Below are 13,264 nucleotides of genomic sequence, written 5' to 3'. Positions count from 1 at the left end.
GGCGGCCGGCGACATGCCGGCATGCAGACGATCGTAGTCGTGACGAGGTACCATGAGAAGCGCCAGAGATCGGCAAATTTATGGTGCCACGAATTTCAGGGCACGAACCACGAACCACGAGCCGTACGCAACTGGCTGTCCGCCAGTGCCGACACTTTCACGCTGCGATGTTCCGATGACGACAGTCCTTCCTTCCGGCGATGCGCCGTTGCTGCCGCTCGACGCGCCGCTGGCGCGCACGCCGGGCGCGCCTTCGCTGCAACGCCAGTTGCTGCGCCGCGTGCGCGACGCGATTCTCGGCGGCACGATGCCGGCCGGCACGCGGCTGCCCGGCACGCGTGCGTTGGCCGAGACGCTCGGCGTGTCGCGCAACACGACGGCCGCCGTCTACGAGCAACTCGTCGCCGAAGGCTTCCTGCAGTCCGATCGCCGCGGCACGCGCGTGGTCGGGTTGTCGCGGCCGGCGCCGCCGCGCCGGCGTGCCGCGCCGCCGGCCGTCGCGCAGCGGCTCGGCCGGATTCGCCCGAGCCGCATCGGCACCGGCGAATCGGAGGGCTTCCGGCCGGGGGTGCCCGCGTTGACGCATTTCCCGGCGGACGCATGGCGCCACGCGATCGACCGTTCGCTGCGACGCACCGGCCGCGACCTGCTCGGCTATGGCGACCCGCTCGGGGAGCGCGCGCTGCGCGAATCGATCGCGCGCCACCTGGCCGTGACGCGCGGTGTGCGCTGCGATCCCGAGCAGATCGTGATCACGGAAGGCGCACAGGGCGCGATCGCGTTGTGCGCGCAGTTGCTGACGAACCCGGGCGATACGGTGTGGGTCGAGGAGCCCGGCTATCGCGGCGCGCGCACCGCGATGCAGGCGGCCGACCTCGACGTCGTGCCGATGCCGGTCGACGCGGAAGGGCTGCGCGCGGAAGCGGACGACTGGCGCGAGCGGACGCCGCGCCTCGTCTACACGACGCCGTCGAACCAGTTCCCGACCGGCGCTGTGCTGTCGATCTCGCGCCGGCTCGCGCTGATCGATGCCGCGCGCCGGCATCGCGCATGGATCATCGAGGACGACTACGACAGCGAATTCCGTCATACCGGCGAGCCGATCGGCGCGATGCACGGGCTCGCACCGGATTCGCCCGTCGTCTATCTCGGCTCGTTCAGCAAGACGATGTTTCCGGCGCTGCGGATCGGCTTTCTCGTGCTGCCCGATGCGCTGCTGGCCGCGGTGCGGCCGGTGCTGCCGGAGATGCTGCGCGGCGGCACGCGCCATGTGCAGCTCGCGCTGGCCGATTTCATCGAGACCGGCGAGTACGGCCGTCATCTCGGCCGGATGCGCCGGCTGTACCGCGACCGGCGGCGGTTGCTGCTGGCCGCGCTCGACGGCAACCTGAGTGTGCCGCACGAGATCGAGGGCGGGCCGTGCGGGCTGCATCTCGCGTTGCGGCTACCCGCGCGCTACCGCGATCGCGCGATCGTCGACGCGGCGCGCGAGCACGGCATCGGGCCGTTTCCGCTGTCGGGTTTTTCGATCGATGCGGCATCGGCCGGCAACGGGCTCGTGCTCGGATTCGGCAATACGTCGGCCGATGCGTTCGAGCCGATGTTGCGGATGCTGTCGGCGATCGCGGAGCGGGTAGGCGGAGATTGAGGGCGGGGCGGGCACGGGAAACCCAACCCGTCGCCGGTGATTTCCGCTACCGTATCGCCTCCGATTTCACCTTCTTTTCCTGATCGAACGTGCTCACGCCTTACAGATTCATTGCGCTCGCCGGTACCGCATGCGCATTGCTGGCCACCGCTGCCGCCCATGCGCAAGTCACCCACGACGGATTCATCTGCAATACCGACAAGCATCACATCGTGATCGACCGCGCCGCGAACGGTACGCTGAACTACCGGGCCTGGAACAAGCCACACTCGGCCGATCGCAAGCCGGACGTCGAGGTGCACGGCGGCACGGAGGAAACGGTCGGCACCGATCCGTGCGTCAATACCGACTGGACGTTCAAGCGCGGCAATGTCGAGTATTTCGTATCGGACAACGCTCGCTGCTCGGAAGGCAAGCCGCCGCGCAATGCGAACGGGATGGTCGTCGTATCGATCAACAAGGAATTTGCGGCGCGCTACTGGTGTCTCAAGTAGGCGCCGCGCTACGCGGCTTCAATCACCAATCGACCGAATGACCTTCGCCGGATTACCGCCCACCAGCGTATTCGGCGGCACGTCCCGCGTGACCACGGCCCCTGCGCCGATCACCGCGTTTTCTCCTACCGTCACGCCACCGATGACCGTTGCGCCGGCGCCGATCCACACGTTACGCCCGATCGCGATCGGCTTCGCGACGACAGCGGCGCGCCGCTTCGACGGTTCCAGCGGATGGCCGGACGTGATGAGGCTCACGTTCGGCCCGATCATCACGTCGTCGGCGATGTCGAGCCCGCCGAGATCGTAGAACGTGCAGTTCTGGTTGACGAACACGTTGCGGCCGACGGTGATGTCGGGCCCGCCGGTCGTGTAGAACGGTGGTAGCAGCAGAAAGCTGTCGTCGACCGGCTTGCCGATCAGTTCGCCGAACAGCGCACGGACTTCGTCCGCATCGTCGAACGACAGGCGGTTGAGGCGGGCGGTGAGCGCCATCGCGCGTTTGACGTTCGCGAGCATCGTCGCCGATTCGGGCGTTCTTCGGGGAATGAGGAGGCTGCGGTCGTCATTCGGCATGCACGGGTTTCCTGTCTGTCGGCATTCACTGTTCGGGGGGGACGCTGCGCCGCGCGTTTTGGGAGGGCCGGCAGTGCTTAGCCGACGGCCGTCAACGAGCCGGTTTGTCGTACAGCGACCAGACGCGACCGCCGGGGCCCGGCTTCGGGAACAGCCCCGCACGGACGAAGCCGTGCGACTCGCAGTACGCGCATCACCTTGCGTTGTCGCGTTCGAGCCGATGTTGCGGCTGGTGACGGCGATCGCGGAGTGGGGGGGCGGGGATGGACGCGCGGGTGGCAGCGCGCGCGGGTAACCTTACCCGTTGCCGGTGATTTCCGCTACCGTATCGCTTTCGATTTCACGTCGGGATGCCGACAAGGGAATCGCGTCATGAATGTGCGAGCCGGATCGGTGATGACCGTCGTTCGTCTGGCCGTTTTCCTGGCGGCCTGCGTGACGGGAGCCGGGTGCTCTCGTGCGACGGATCATGCGGATCAGCAAGCCGCTACGGCGGCGGATGAGGCCGCGCGGCCCGGCGGCGAGGATGCCGGGATCGGGCTGAAACTGAACGCGCTGAACTACACGGACGTGCCGATCGGTACCTACTCTGTCGACGGCACCTGGGGCGGCAATGTGGCCGCCCGTATCGGCAGCGCCGGCGGCAGCATCATGTGCTGTGTGTCCGTTCCGCAAAAATGGCGCCCGGGATTGACGGTCCAGGTCGAATGGCGCAACGACGAGATGTATAGGCGCAATCCGAATGCAGTGGCTAGCCGGGTCGTGCCGGTCGAGCCGTATGGTTCGTTCTCGGACGGCTATCTGTGGATCGTGTTTTTCCCGGGGGACAGGATCAAGGCATACGCGTCTCCGTGGCTGCCGGGCGCACCGGAATTTCCCGAAGGATTGCAGGTCCCGAGCAAGGCGTGTCCGGGACACTTCACGGTGTTGAACAGCAGCCGCGACTGCCCGACACCGGACCACAGCATGGTGCGGGCCGCGAGATGAGTGTTCGTTTTGCGGCCGCCGAGCGGCCCGATGCCGGCGTAGCGATTCCCGGCGCGCAGGATGCGATGCTTCGCGGGCTTCATGACGACGATAAAAACGTTGCCCGGCGCAGGAGCGGCGAAATGAAAGTGCATGCCATCGGTCTGTTGCTCTGTTCCATTCTTGTCGGCTCGAGCCATGCGCAGGCGCCGGCATCGGGAAACGTCATGAGCGCGGATGAAAGAGCCGCAGCCATTCGGCGAGCCTTCAGTCCGACCGCGCGTGTCGACGCATTCAAGTCGCACATCGATTTCGACCGGAAGTTCGCGACCGACGATGGCCGGAAGATCGTCGCGTTCGACTGGGGCAAGCTCGCGACGCAGCGCGTCCCGGGGTTCAACGCGCTGACGATCGAGCGTGTCGAACAGCCTGTCGACGAAACCGGGCCGCTCAGGGATTTCCGGATATTTGTCTTCAACGGCCGGTTCAACGGCGCACGCGTGTCGATCACGGTTGCGCAGGCCAAGGATCGCTTCAAGGCGGCGGATTATTTTCTCCACGAGACAACTTCGCCGACGATCGAGCGCGTGCCGTTCGAGACGGATCCCGATCCGCTTGGAAGCGTGTCGGTCCAGAGCTCGATCGCCGGTCCCGGGCTCGGACTCGTGTGGATCTACAAGAACCTGTGCGTTGTCGTGTCAGGGGCGCCGGCCGGCGCGGTCCGGGATCTCGGTCGACGCCTGCAGACGCTGGCGGAAGCCCACACGGTCGATTCGATGTGACGGTGGGCGATCGCTCGCGTCCCGGGGATCGTCGACATCCACGTCGAGCGAAGCTCAACGTGGCGCGCATCCATGGCGCCACCTGACACGCACCGCCCATCGCCATGCACGACAATCGGACTTGTGCGGATTGACGAACCGCGCACTTTGTTCGAAACGAACGCCGTCGCGGCTCCGCGCGTGCCGCGCCGCCCCGTATTCGGGTTTCGATTCGTATGTTCGAACAGGCCGCTTGGACTATAAATGGATGCGTGTACCGGGGCTTGTCGGGCGCCTGCGCGTCTCGCGCATGTCGGCGCCGTGACTCCCGGGGGAGGTGCACCGTGGTTCGCCAGACGCTTGCTCGCGCCGTGCTTCGCACCGCGTTGATCGGGGGCGTGTTTGCCGGTTGTTTGCTGCCCCCGCCGGCCGTCCTAGCCGGAACACTGTCGCCGCCTGTCCCGCCACACCCGATGAAGCAGCGGCCGGCTGCTGCGCCTTACGCGATGCCGGTCGATTTTCCGGCGATCGTCGACCGCTACGGCCCGGCAGTCGTGACCATCATGACCGCCGCACCCGACCAGCAGGCCGGCGGCCCGTCCTTCGCGATCCTCGATCCCGACGATCCACTCGCCGCGTTCTTCCGGCACGACGCGCCGCCGCCCGCGCAAGGCCCGCAGGCGCAGGCGCCTGCACCCGACACGTCGCCGCGCGCGGTATCGGGCAGCGGCTCGGGTTTCATCGTCAGCGCCGACGGCCTGATCCTCACCTCGGCGCACGTGGTCGACGACGCGACCGACGTGACGGTACGGCTCACCGACCGCCGCGAATTCAAGGCGACCGTGCTGGCCGTCGATCCGCAAAGCGACGTCGCGGTGCTGCGGATCGACGGGAAGAAGCTGCCGTTCGTGCACATCGGCGATTCGTCGAAGGTGCGCGCGGGCGAGCCGGTGATGACGATCGGCGCGCCGGACGGATCGGGCAACACGGTCACGGCCGGCATCGTCAGCGCCACGTCGCACCGGATGCCGGACGGCAGCGCGTTTCCGTTCTTCGAAACCGACATCGCGCCGAACCCCGACAATTCGGGCGGCCCGGTATTCAATCGCGCGGGCGACGTGATCGGCATCGCGGTGCAGGTCTATACGGGCACGGACCGCTACGCGAGCACGACGTTCGCGATTCCGATCGCGTTTGCCGCAAAGGTGCGCGCGCAACTGCAGAAGCAGATGCAGGCGCAACAGCCCCAGGCGCCGGACGCGTCGTCCGGCAACGCAATCGGCGTCGACGTGCAGGATGTCGGCATCGGGCTGGCCGCGGCGTTCGGGCTGCCGCGTCCGGCGGGCGCGCTCGTCAACGGCGTCGCGCCCGGCTCGCCGGCCGCCGCGGCCGGCGTGAGGCCCGGCGACGTGATCGTGAAGCTGGGCGACAAGACGATCGGCCGCTCGGCCGAGCTGAACGACCTGGCCGCCGCGCTGCCGCCCGGCCAGAAGGCGCCGTTGCGGCTGATCCGCAACCGCGCGCCGGTGATGCTGACGATCACGGGCGCCGACGAGGCCGCCGGCAGCGCGGGCCCGGCCGTCGTCATGGCCGCGCCGAAGGCGGCTGCACGACCGGGGCCGGGCGCCGTGGCGGGCGACGGCGGCGACCGGCTCGGGCTGACGATGCATGCGCTGAGCGACGACGAGCGCCGTTCGACGGGGCTCGCGGTCGGGATGATGGTGGATGCCGTGCACGGCCCGGCGGCCAGCGCGGGCATCCAGCCGGGCGATGTCGTGCTGGAGCTCAACGACACGCTGCTCGAGACGCCCGACGACGTCCAGGCGCTCGAAGCGAATGGCGGCAGCGTGATCGCGGTGCTGATCCAGCGCAACAACGCGCGGAAGTTCGTGTCGGTGCGCGCGCGTTAGGGCGTTGACGTGATCGGCATCGTCCGCCTACCATCGTCCGATATCGCACGCAGTCAACCAGGCATTCAGGAGCCATCCGGCATGAAAGCAGCACGCTTCATCGTAGTAGTCAGCAGGCGCAGGGTCCGGTAGCGGCACCGCGCCGGCACCCATGCGCCCCCGACTCGTTCGGGGGCTTTTTTTTGCATTGCGCACGGCCGTGCGGCCCGCGCGCGGAGGGTATCCGCTTGCAATCGAACCTGCCGATCGCTGCCGAACGGGCGTCGCCGAGACACGCGACGCTGATCCTGCTGTGCGCGTGCGCGGTACTGCCGCTGAGCCTGTTCCTGCCGTCGCTGCCGGCGATCGCGCGCGACCTGCGCGCGGACTACGCGCTCGTCGCGCTGTCGCTCGGCGGCTACGCGGCGGTGGCCGCGTCGCTCGAGTGCGTGATGGGGCCGCTGTCGGACCGGTTCGGGCGGCGGCCGGTCGTGCTGGCGAGCGTCGGCATGTTCGCGCTCGGCTCGCTCGGCTGTGCGATGGCGACCGATATTCGTGTGTTTCTGGCATGCAGGCTGATGCAGGCGGCGATCACGTCGGTCTACCCCGTGTCGATGGCGACGATCCGGGACACCGGCGGCGGGGCGCGCGCGGCAAGCCGGATCGGCTATGCGGCGATGGCGGCCGCGTTCGCGCCGATGCTCGGCCCGACGCTCGGCGGCGCGCTCGACCAGACATTGGGCTGGCGCGCGAGCTTCTGGCTGCTCGGCGCGGCGGGCGTCGCGTTGTTCGTCTGGTGTGCGTTCGATCTCGTCGAAACCCATGCGAACCGGTCGTCGAGCCTCGGACAGCAGCTTCGCTCGTATCCGGCGCTGCTGCGTGCGCGCCGCTTCTGGGCCTATGCGCTTTGCATGGCGTTTTCGACCGGCTCGTTCTACGCGTTCCTGGCCGGCGCGCCGCTCGCCGCGCAAACGGTGTTCGGCATCGCGCCCGCGGAGATCGGCATCTACATGGGAACCATCACGGCCGGCTTCGTGTGCGGCAGCTTCCTGGCCGCGCGTTACGCGCGCCGCTACGCGCTGGCCACGACGATCCTGTGCGGACGGGTCGTCGCGTGTGCAGGGCCGTTGATCGGCCTCGCGCTGATGTTCGGTGGCGCGACGCAGGCGATCGCATGGTTCGGGCCGTGCGTGCTGGTCGGCATCGGCAACGGGCTGACCAATCCCGGTGCGCATGCCGGCGCGGTGTCGGTGCGCCCGGAACTGGCAGGCAGCGCGTCGGGGCTGGCCGGTGCAATGACGATCGCCGGCGGCGCCGCGCTTTCGTCGTTGACCGGCGCGGTGCTGACGGCCGGCAACGCGGGCTATGCGCCGCTGGCGATGATGCTGCTGTCGGCCGCGATCGCGCTGGCGGCGGCCGTCTGCGTGCGAGTGTTCGATGCGCGGGACGCGGGGCGGTGAACGCCGGTGCGCGGCCTCACCACCCGGAACCGGGCACCGGAGCGGGCGCGCTATCGTGTCGCGGGCGATTGGCGGACAATCGCCCGGACACCGGGAGACGACGAACCCGCCGCGCACCGCATGCTCCCCGACGCGCGAAGGGCGACTGGACGAGGACGTGATGAGCGACTTTTCTGATTTCCAGCGGGAAATTGCCGACGCCGCGAGAGCGACATTCCGGGCGCTGCGGGCGCAGTACCCGGACGAGCATTTCTACGCGTTTGCGCTGTATACCGATAGCGGCGCGATGACGGTGGTGCCGGCGGCCAATTCGGTCGAGGGGCTGCGCCGGACCCGCGAGCAACAGGGCGTTGTTCCGGACGACGACCCGTGGCATGCGTGGGGCTTTTCCGAATGGGCGTATGCGGCGGCGGAAGCGTCGCCGTTCAATGCGATCTGCGGCAAGCTCGCCGACGACTTGTTGAGCCCGCAGTTTGTCCGGTCGAGATTCTCGGAATTTTCGCGGCAACTGCACGCCGAGATGATCGGGGCGTTGCGCCTGCTCGACCGTGAAGGCCTGTTCGGCACGGACGATGAAAGGGCGGCGATCACGCTGTTCGTGTCGATCAGCGACGACGACGCTGCCGAGGCGCTGGAAAACGAATCGGCGAAAGCGCTGAATCCACCGGCCGTCGTCGACGCATTCCTGCGCCGCTACGACTGACGGCCATACAGATATCGCACGGCGGCCCCGGAATGGCGGCTGCCATGCGTGCAGCGTGACGGCTTACGGCTTCGCGCCCACGACGAACTCGAACGTCGCGACACCGTCGACGCCGCCCGTGACGCGGTCACCGGGCTGCAGCGCGCCGACGCCGGCCGGCGTGCCGGTGAAGATCAGGTCGCCGGCCTTCAGCTCGACCGAGCGCGACACATATGCGATGACGTCGGGCACGGCCCAGATCATGTCGGCCAGGTCGCCTTGCTGGCGTGTTTCGCCGTTGACCGCGAGCCAGATGCGGCCGGTTTCCGGGTGGCCGGTGGCCGACGCCGCGCGCAGCGCGGTCACGGGGCCCGATGCGTCGAAACCCTTCGCCCAGTCCCACGGACGGCTCAGCTTCTTCGCTTCGGCCTGCAGGTCGCGGCGCGTGAGGTCGACGCCGACGCCGTAGCCCCATACGTGCGACAGCGCGTCGGCCGGGTCGATCGACCGGCCGCCCTTGCCGATCGCGACGACCAGCTCGATTTCGTGATGGAGGTCGTTCGTCAGCGGCGGATAGGCGACGGTGCCGCTGGCCGGGACGATCGCGTCGGCCGGCTTCGTGAAGAAGAACGGCGGCTCGCGGTCGGGGTCGGCGCCCATTTCGCGCGCGTGGTCGGCGTAGTTGCGGCCGACGCAGAAGACGCGGCGCAGCGGAAAGCGCGCGGACGACTGTTCGACTTCGACGGAAGGACGCTCGGCAGCGTCGATGACATAAGCGGACATCGGATGGCCTCGTTCGGTGGGAAGACGGATGCCGCGCCCGTACGGTGCACGGGCCGGCATGCGTGCAACGATACCCGACGCCCGCGCGGCCGGATGCGACGCAACTGCGTTTTACCGGGACAAAACTACGCGTCGGCCGCCGGTGCGTCGTCGCCGTCCGGCAGCGCGGCATTCGCGTCGCGGTACGCCTTCGGCGACACGCCGACCCGCGCGCGGAAGCGCCGCGCGAAATACCCCTCGTCGCGGAAGCCGACCGAGCGCGCGATGTCCGCGATGCGCCGGCTCGTGTGCGCCAGCAGCGATTGCGCGAGCGCGATCCGGCGCTCGGTCACGAGATCGGTGAAGGTGCTGCCGGTTTCCTTGCGGACCAGGTGCGCGAGGTAGTTGGGCGACAGGAACGCGGCCTCGGCGGTCGCGGCGAGCGTCAGGTCCTCGCGGGTCAGGTTGGCGCGCACGTGCCGCAGCACGCGCGCGAGCGCGTCGCGCCGGCCGGCGCGCTGGGCGCCGCGCTGCGCGAGCTTGTCGAGCGCGCCCGCGTACTGCGTGCAGACGAGCCCGATCAGTTGCAGCAGGTAGCCGCGCAGCAACGTGGTCGAGCCGAACGTGCGCACGCGATCGGTGTCGAGCATGCACAGCGCGAGGCGGCGCGCTTCGTCGTAGGTGTCGCCGGTCAGGATGAAGTCGAGGTGTTCCTGGAAGCGGAACGGCGTCAGCTCGGGAAAGCGGTGCGCGGGCACGTCCTCGAGATCGAGCGGGTCGACGTCGAGATCGGCGCGCAGGAACGCCTGGCTGAAATTGATCACGATGAAGTGCGCGCCTTCCGGATGCGGGATCAGGTGTTCGCGGTGCGGCAGCACGAACGCGAGCGCGCCGCGCGGAAACGGCCGCGTGACGCCGCCGATCCGCTGCTCGGTGTCGCCGCCGAGGTTGAACTGGATCTGGAAATACGCGTGCCGGTGCGGCTCGGTGATCGCCTGGCGCGACGCCTGGTCGCGGATGTAGAAGTCGAGCCGGTCGCTGCGTTCGGGCATCCCGTACAGGCGCGGCGGGGCGGTGGAGGGCATGAAGAATTCTGCTGTTCGTGACGCGGTTGAGCCGCGATGGTACAGCGAACCGGGCGCGGCGGCGATCTGTGCGGCCGTGCGGCTTGGCCCGGTGTCGGTCGCGGCGTGTCGCGCTGCGATCACACGTCCGGGTGGAAACCGGGATAACGGGCACGCGGACTGCCGCCGCAGGCGAGCCGGTTCGGCCTGGCCCGGTGTCGGTCGCGGCGTGCCGCGCGGCGATCACGCGTCCGGGTGGAAGCCGGGATAACGGGGACGCGGACTGCCGCCGCAGGCGAGCCGGTTTGCCGCGCCGACCGACGCGAGCGTCTCCACCTTCGTCACGCGGTTCGATATCGGTGATCGGGCGATGGCGATGGCATCGTCGGCGCTGGCCCGCGCTGGCCCGCGCTGGTCTGGTGCCGGTACGTGCAGATCCTACCGGGCAACCAGCGGCGCGACCCGGCGCCGCAGCTCGGGCACGACCTCGGCGTCGAACCACGGGTGGTGCTTGAACCACGCCTGGTTACGCGGCGACGGATGCGGCAGCGGCAGCACGTCGGGGCCATAGTCGCGCCATGCGCGCACGGTGTCGGTCAGCGTGGCCTTGCGCGTGTCGCGCAGGAAATGCCGCTGCGCGTACTGGCCGATCAGCAGCGTGAGCCGGATCGACGGCAACTCGGCGAGCAACCGGTCGATCCACAGTGGCGCGCATTCGGGGCGCGGCGGGTTGTCGCCGCTTGCACCGCGGCCCGGGTAGCAGAAGCCCATCGGCACGATCGCGAAGCGCGTTTCGTCGTAGAACGTGTCGGCGTCGACGTCGAGCCAGCCGCGCAGCCGCTTGCCGCTCGCGTCGTCCCACGGGATGCCGCTCGCATGGACCTTGGCGCCCGGCGCCTGCCCGACGATCAGGATGCGCGCGTCGCGATGGGCACGCACGACCGGGCGCGGGCCGAGCGGCAGGTCGGCTTCGCAGACACGGCACGCGCGGATTTCAGTGAGCAGCACGTCGAGCGGCGCGCGCGTTGGTTTCGGCATCGATTCTGAGCGGGGACGGAGTGGTCATGCGGCGTCACCCGAGGGTGCGTGCCGGGCGCCGACAGGCTACCCGGACAAGCAGGGCGCGGGCGGGCGCGCCGCCTGCATCACGCGGCGCGCATCACGCCCGCGACGGGCCCGCTGCGCCGCTTTCGGCGACCGCAGCATCATACAACGCGGTTTGCGCGATCGCGCGGGCGATCCCCGCGTCGTCGTGCGGACCGTCGAGCATGCCCCAGCGCCGGTACTGGGACAGGAACCACTCGCCTTCGCGCGGATCGGGGCGGTTCACGGCGCCGCCGTCGTGGAAGCGGATCGGCAGCGGCGGCACGGCGAACGGGCCCGATCCGTAGTCGCCGAGCAGGCGCGGCGCGATCAACCGGGCCGGCACGCCGAGCGCGTCGGGCGACGCGAGCCAGTCGGCTGCCTCGCGACGGTGCGCGGCGCTGTCGAGCCATGCGCAGGCATCGACGAGCGTGCGGATCAGCGCGCGCGCGGTGGCCGGGTACAGCGCGACGAAATCGCGCCGGGTCGCGAGCACCTTCTCCGGATGATCGGGCCAGATCTCGCTCGTGACGGCGACGGTTCGCCCCGCGCCGCAGGCGTCGGCCACTGCATGCCACGGTTCGCCCGCGCAGAAGCCGTCGAGCTCGCCGCCGGCCAGCGCGGCCACCATCTCGGGCGGCGGGATCACGACGCTGCGCACGTCCCGCAGCGGATCGACGTCGTGCGACGCGAGCCAGTGGTTCAGCCACATCGCGTGCGTGCCGGTCGGGAACGTCTGCGCGAGGAGCGGCTTGCGGCCGAGCGTCGCGAACGCGTCGCGCACGCTGCCGCTGTCGCGATACGCGTCGGCGAGGCCGCGCGACAACGAGATCGCCTGGCCGTTGCGGTTCAGCACCATCAGCGCGGCCATGTCGGCCTGCGGGCCGCCGATCCCGAGCTGCAGTCCGCAGACGAGCCCGTACAGCGCGTGCGCGGCGTCGAGCTCACCGCTCAGCAGCTTGTCGCGCACGGTGGCCCACGACGGCTGGCGGCTGAGTTCGAGCGTGAGGCCGTGCCGCGCGCCGAGGTTCAGGCGCTGCGCGACGATCAGCGGGGCCGCATCGCTCAGCGCGACGAACCCGAGGCGAAGATGCGCGCGTTCCGGCGCGACTGGAAGAGTGGTATCCATGGCAGTCATGACTGGGGTGACGCGTCGAGCAGTTGCCGCGCGACGTCGACGATGCGCAGGCCCTGATCCATCGCGCGCTTGCGCAGCGCCGCATATGCGTCGTGTTCGGACAGCTTGCGCTGGTCCATCAGCAGGCGCTTCGCGCGGTCGATCAGCTTGCGCTCCGCGAGTTCGCGCTCGACGTCGGCAAGCCGGCGGCGCAGCGCGTCGTCGTGCGAGAAGCGGGCGAGCGCGACTTCGAGAATCGGTGCGAGGCGCTCGGCCGACAGCCCTTCGACGAGATACGCGCTGACGCCCGCGCCGACCGCCGCGCGGATCAGCGACTGGTCGGCGTCGTGGCTGAACATCAGCACGGGGCGCGGCGCGGTGGCGTGCATCACGGCGAGCTGCTCGAGCGTGTCGCGCGACGGGGAATCGGTATCGATGATCACGACGTCGGGATGCTGCTCCTCGACGGCTGCCGGCAGGCGCGCGGGCGTCGCGACGTCGTTCAGCATCTCGTAGCCGAGGTGCGCGAGCGCATCGCCGAGCTCGCCGATCGGCTTGTCGGTATCGGTGACGAGCAGCACGCGCAGGCGGGCGGAGGAAGCAGACGTACTCATGATGCGAACGGCGGCGGCGAAATCGTGGCGCGATGGGCGGAGCGGGTGCGGTGGCCCCGCGCAGACATCGTGTCGGTGCCGGGCGCGATGGCCCGGCGGCCGGTGCCGCTGTCTTCATGATAGGTGGGCGGCCGGTGCCGCGTGGTGT

General features: G+C 69.5%; 12 protein-coding genes. 6 read left to right on the top strand and 6 right to left on the bottom strand.

What is annotated here, in order from left to right; genetic code table 11:
* Positions 1–175: 175 nt before the first annotated feature.
* The gene (locus tag LGN19_RS04590) at positions 176–1,648 is read left to right on the top strand and encodes a PLP-dependent aminotransferase family protein (RefSeq protein ID WP_174956142.1); all 1,473 of its coding nucleotides are present in this window, start codon (positions 176–178) and stop codon (positions 1,646–1,648) included.
* Positions 1,649–1,737: 89 nt separating this feature from the next.
* The gene (locus LGN19_RS04585; RefSeq protein WP_226213393.1) at positions 1,738–2,142 is read left to right on the top strand and encodes a hypothetical protein; all 405 of its coding nucleotides are present in this window, start codon (positions 1,738–1,740) and stop codon (positions 2,140–2,142) included.
* Positions 2,143–2,160: 18 nt separating this feature from the next.
* Here LGN19_RS04585 and LGN19_RS04580 read toward each other — a convergent pair whose 3' ends face one another.
* Positions 2,161–2,718: a sugar O-acetyltransferase gene (locus LGN19_RS04580; protein ID WP_122947252.1), complete on the bottom strand. Its 558-nt coding sequence runs from the start codon at positions 2,716–2,718 to the stop codon at positions 2,161–2,163.
* Between the two features lie 372 nt (positions 2,719–3,090).
* Here LGN19_RS04580 and LGN19_RS04575 point away from each other — a divergent pair, with 372 nt between their 5' ends.
* The 4 genes from LGN19_RS04575 to LGN19_RS04560 all read left to right on the top strand — a co-directional run bounded on the left by LGN19_RS04575 (position 3,091) and on the right by LGN19_RS04560 (position 8,497).
* Positions 3,091–3,705, top strand: a complete 615-nt coding sequence (locus LGN19_RS04575) for a DUF3304 domain-containing protein (RefSeq protein WP_122947251.1) — start codon at positions 3,091–3,093, stop codon at positions 3,703–3,705.
* A gap of 1,084 nt (positions 3,706–4,789) precedes the next feature.
* On the top strand, positions 4,790–6,355 hold the full coding sequence (locus LGN19_RS04570) for a trypsin-like peptidase domain-containing protein (RefSeq protein WP_226213392.1): 1,566 nt from the start codon (positions 4,790–4,792) through the stop codon (positions 6,353–6,355).
* Positions 6,356–6,582: 227 nt separating this feature from the next.
* Positions 6,583–7,794, top strand: a complete 1,212-nt coding sequence (locus LGN19_RS04565) for an MFS transporter (RefSeq protein WP_226213391.1) — start codon at positions 6,583–6,585, stop codon at positions 7,792–7,794.
* Complete coding sequence (locus tag LGN19_RS04560) at positions 7,772–8,497, top strand: DUF4303 domain-containing protein (protein WP_226213390.1); 726 nt, start codon at positions 7,772–7,774, stop codon at positions 8,495–8,497. The genes LGN19_RS04565 and LGN19_RS04560 overlap by 23 nt, the downstream gene beginning before the upstream one ends.
* Before the next feature lie 63 nt (positions 8,498–8,560).
* On the opposite strand, the gene LGN19_RS04555 is transcribed toward LGN19_RS04560, so the two are convergent.
* From LGN19_RS04555 to LGN19_RS04535, 5 genes are all read right to left on the bottom strand, one after another.
* Complete coding sequence (locus LGN19_RS04555) at positions 8,561–9,259, bottom strand: fumarylacetoacetate hydrolase family protein (protein WP_226213389.1); 699 nt, start codon at positions 9,257–9,259, stop codon at positions 8,561–8,563.
* 125 nt (positions 9,260–9,384) lie between these two features.
* Complete coding sequence (locus LGN19_RS04550) at positions 9,385–10,323, bottom strand: helix-turn-helix transcriptional regulator (protein WP_226213388.1); 939 nt, start codon at positions 10,321–10,323, stop codon at positions 9,385–9,387.
* 417 nt (positions 10,324–10,740) lie between these two features.
* Entirely contained in the window at positions 10,741–11,340 is a 600-nt protein-coding gene (locus LGN19_RS04545; protein ID WP_226213387.1) for a uracil-DNA glycosylase family protein, read from the bottom strand.
* Positions 11,341–11,461: 121 nt separating this feature from the next.
* Positions 11,462–12,514, bottom strand: a complete 1,053-nt coding sequence (locus tag LGN19_RS04540) for a CmpA/NrtA family ABC transporter substrate-binding protein (protein ID WP_226213386.1) — start codon at positions 12,512–12,514, stop codon at positions 11,462–11,464.
* A gap of 5 nt (positions 12,515–12,519) precedes the next feature.
* Positions 12,520–13,116, bottom strand: coding sequence for an ANTAR domain-containing response regulator (locus LGN19_RS04535; protein ID WP_226213385.1), 597 nt, complete (start codon positions 13,114–13,116; stop codon positions 12,520–12,522).
* Positions 13,117–13,264: the final 148 nt, after the last annotated feature.

Origin of the sequence: Burkholderia sp. AU30198, assembly GCF_020419825.1 — a bacterium.
Taxonomy (GTDB): Bacteria; Pseudomonadota; Gammaproteobacteria; order Burkholderiales; family Burkholderiaceae; genus Burkholderia.
This window is presented reverse-complemented; position numbering and strand designations above follow the sequence as displayed.

Coding starts and splice junctions, on each gene's coding strand:
- LGN19_RS04540 (WP_226213386.1), bottom strand. CDS start 12,514: ATGGATACCACTCTTCCAGTCGCGCCGGAACGCGCGCATCTTCGCCTC.
- LGN19_RS04555 (WP_226213389.1), bottom strand. CDS start 9,259: ATGTCCGCTTATGTCATCGACGCTGCCGAGCGTCCTTCCGTCGAAGTC.
- LGN19_RS04550 (WP_226213388.1), bottom strand. CDS start 10,323: ATGCCCTCCACCGCCCCGCCGCGCCTGTACGGGATGCCCGAACGCAGC.
- LGN19_RS04590 (WP_174956142.1), top strand. CDS start 176: ATGACGACAGTCCTTCCTTCCGGCGATGCGCCGTTGCTGCCGCTCGAC.
- LGN19_RS04545 (WP_226213387.1), bottom strand. CDS start 11,340: ATGCCGAAACCAACGCGCGCGCCGCTCGACGTGCTGCTCACTGAAATC.
- LGN19_RS04560 (WP_226213390.1), top strand. CDS start 7,772: ATGCGCGGGACGCGGGGCGGTGAACGCCGGTGCGCGGCCTCACCACCC.
- LGN19_RS04575 (WP_122947251.1), top strand. CDS start 3,091: ATGAATGTGCGAGCCGGATCGGTGATGACCGTCGTTCGTCTGGCCGTT.
- LGN19_RS04580 (WP_122947252.1), bottom strand. CDS start 2,718: ATGCCGAATGACGACCGCAGCCTCCTCATTCCCCGAAGAACGCCCGAA.
- LGN19_RS04535 (WP_226213385.1), bottom strand. CDS start 13,116: ATGAGTACGTCTGCTTCCTCCGCCCGCCTGCGCGTGCTGCTCGTCACC.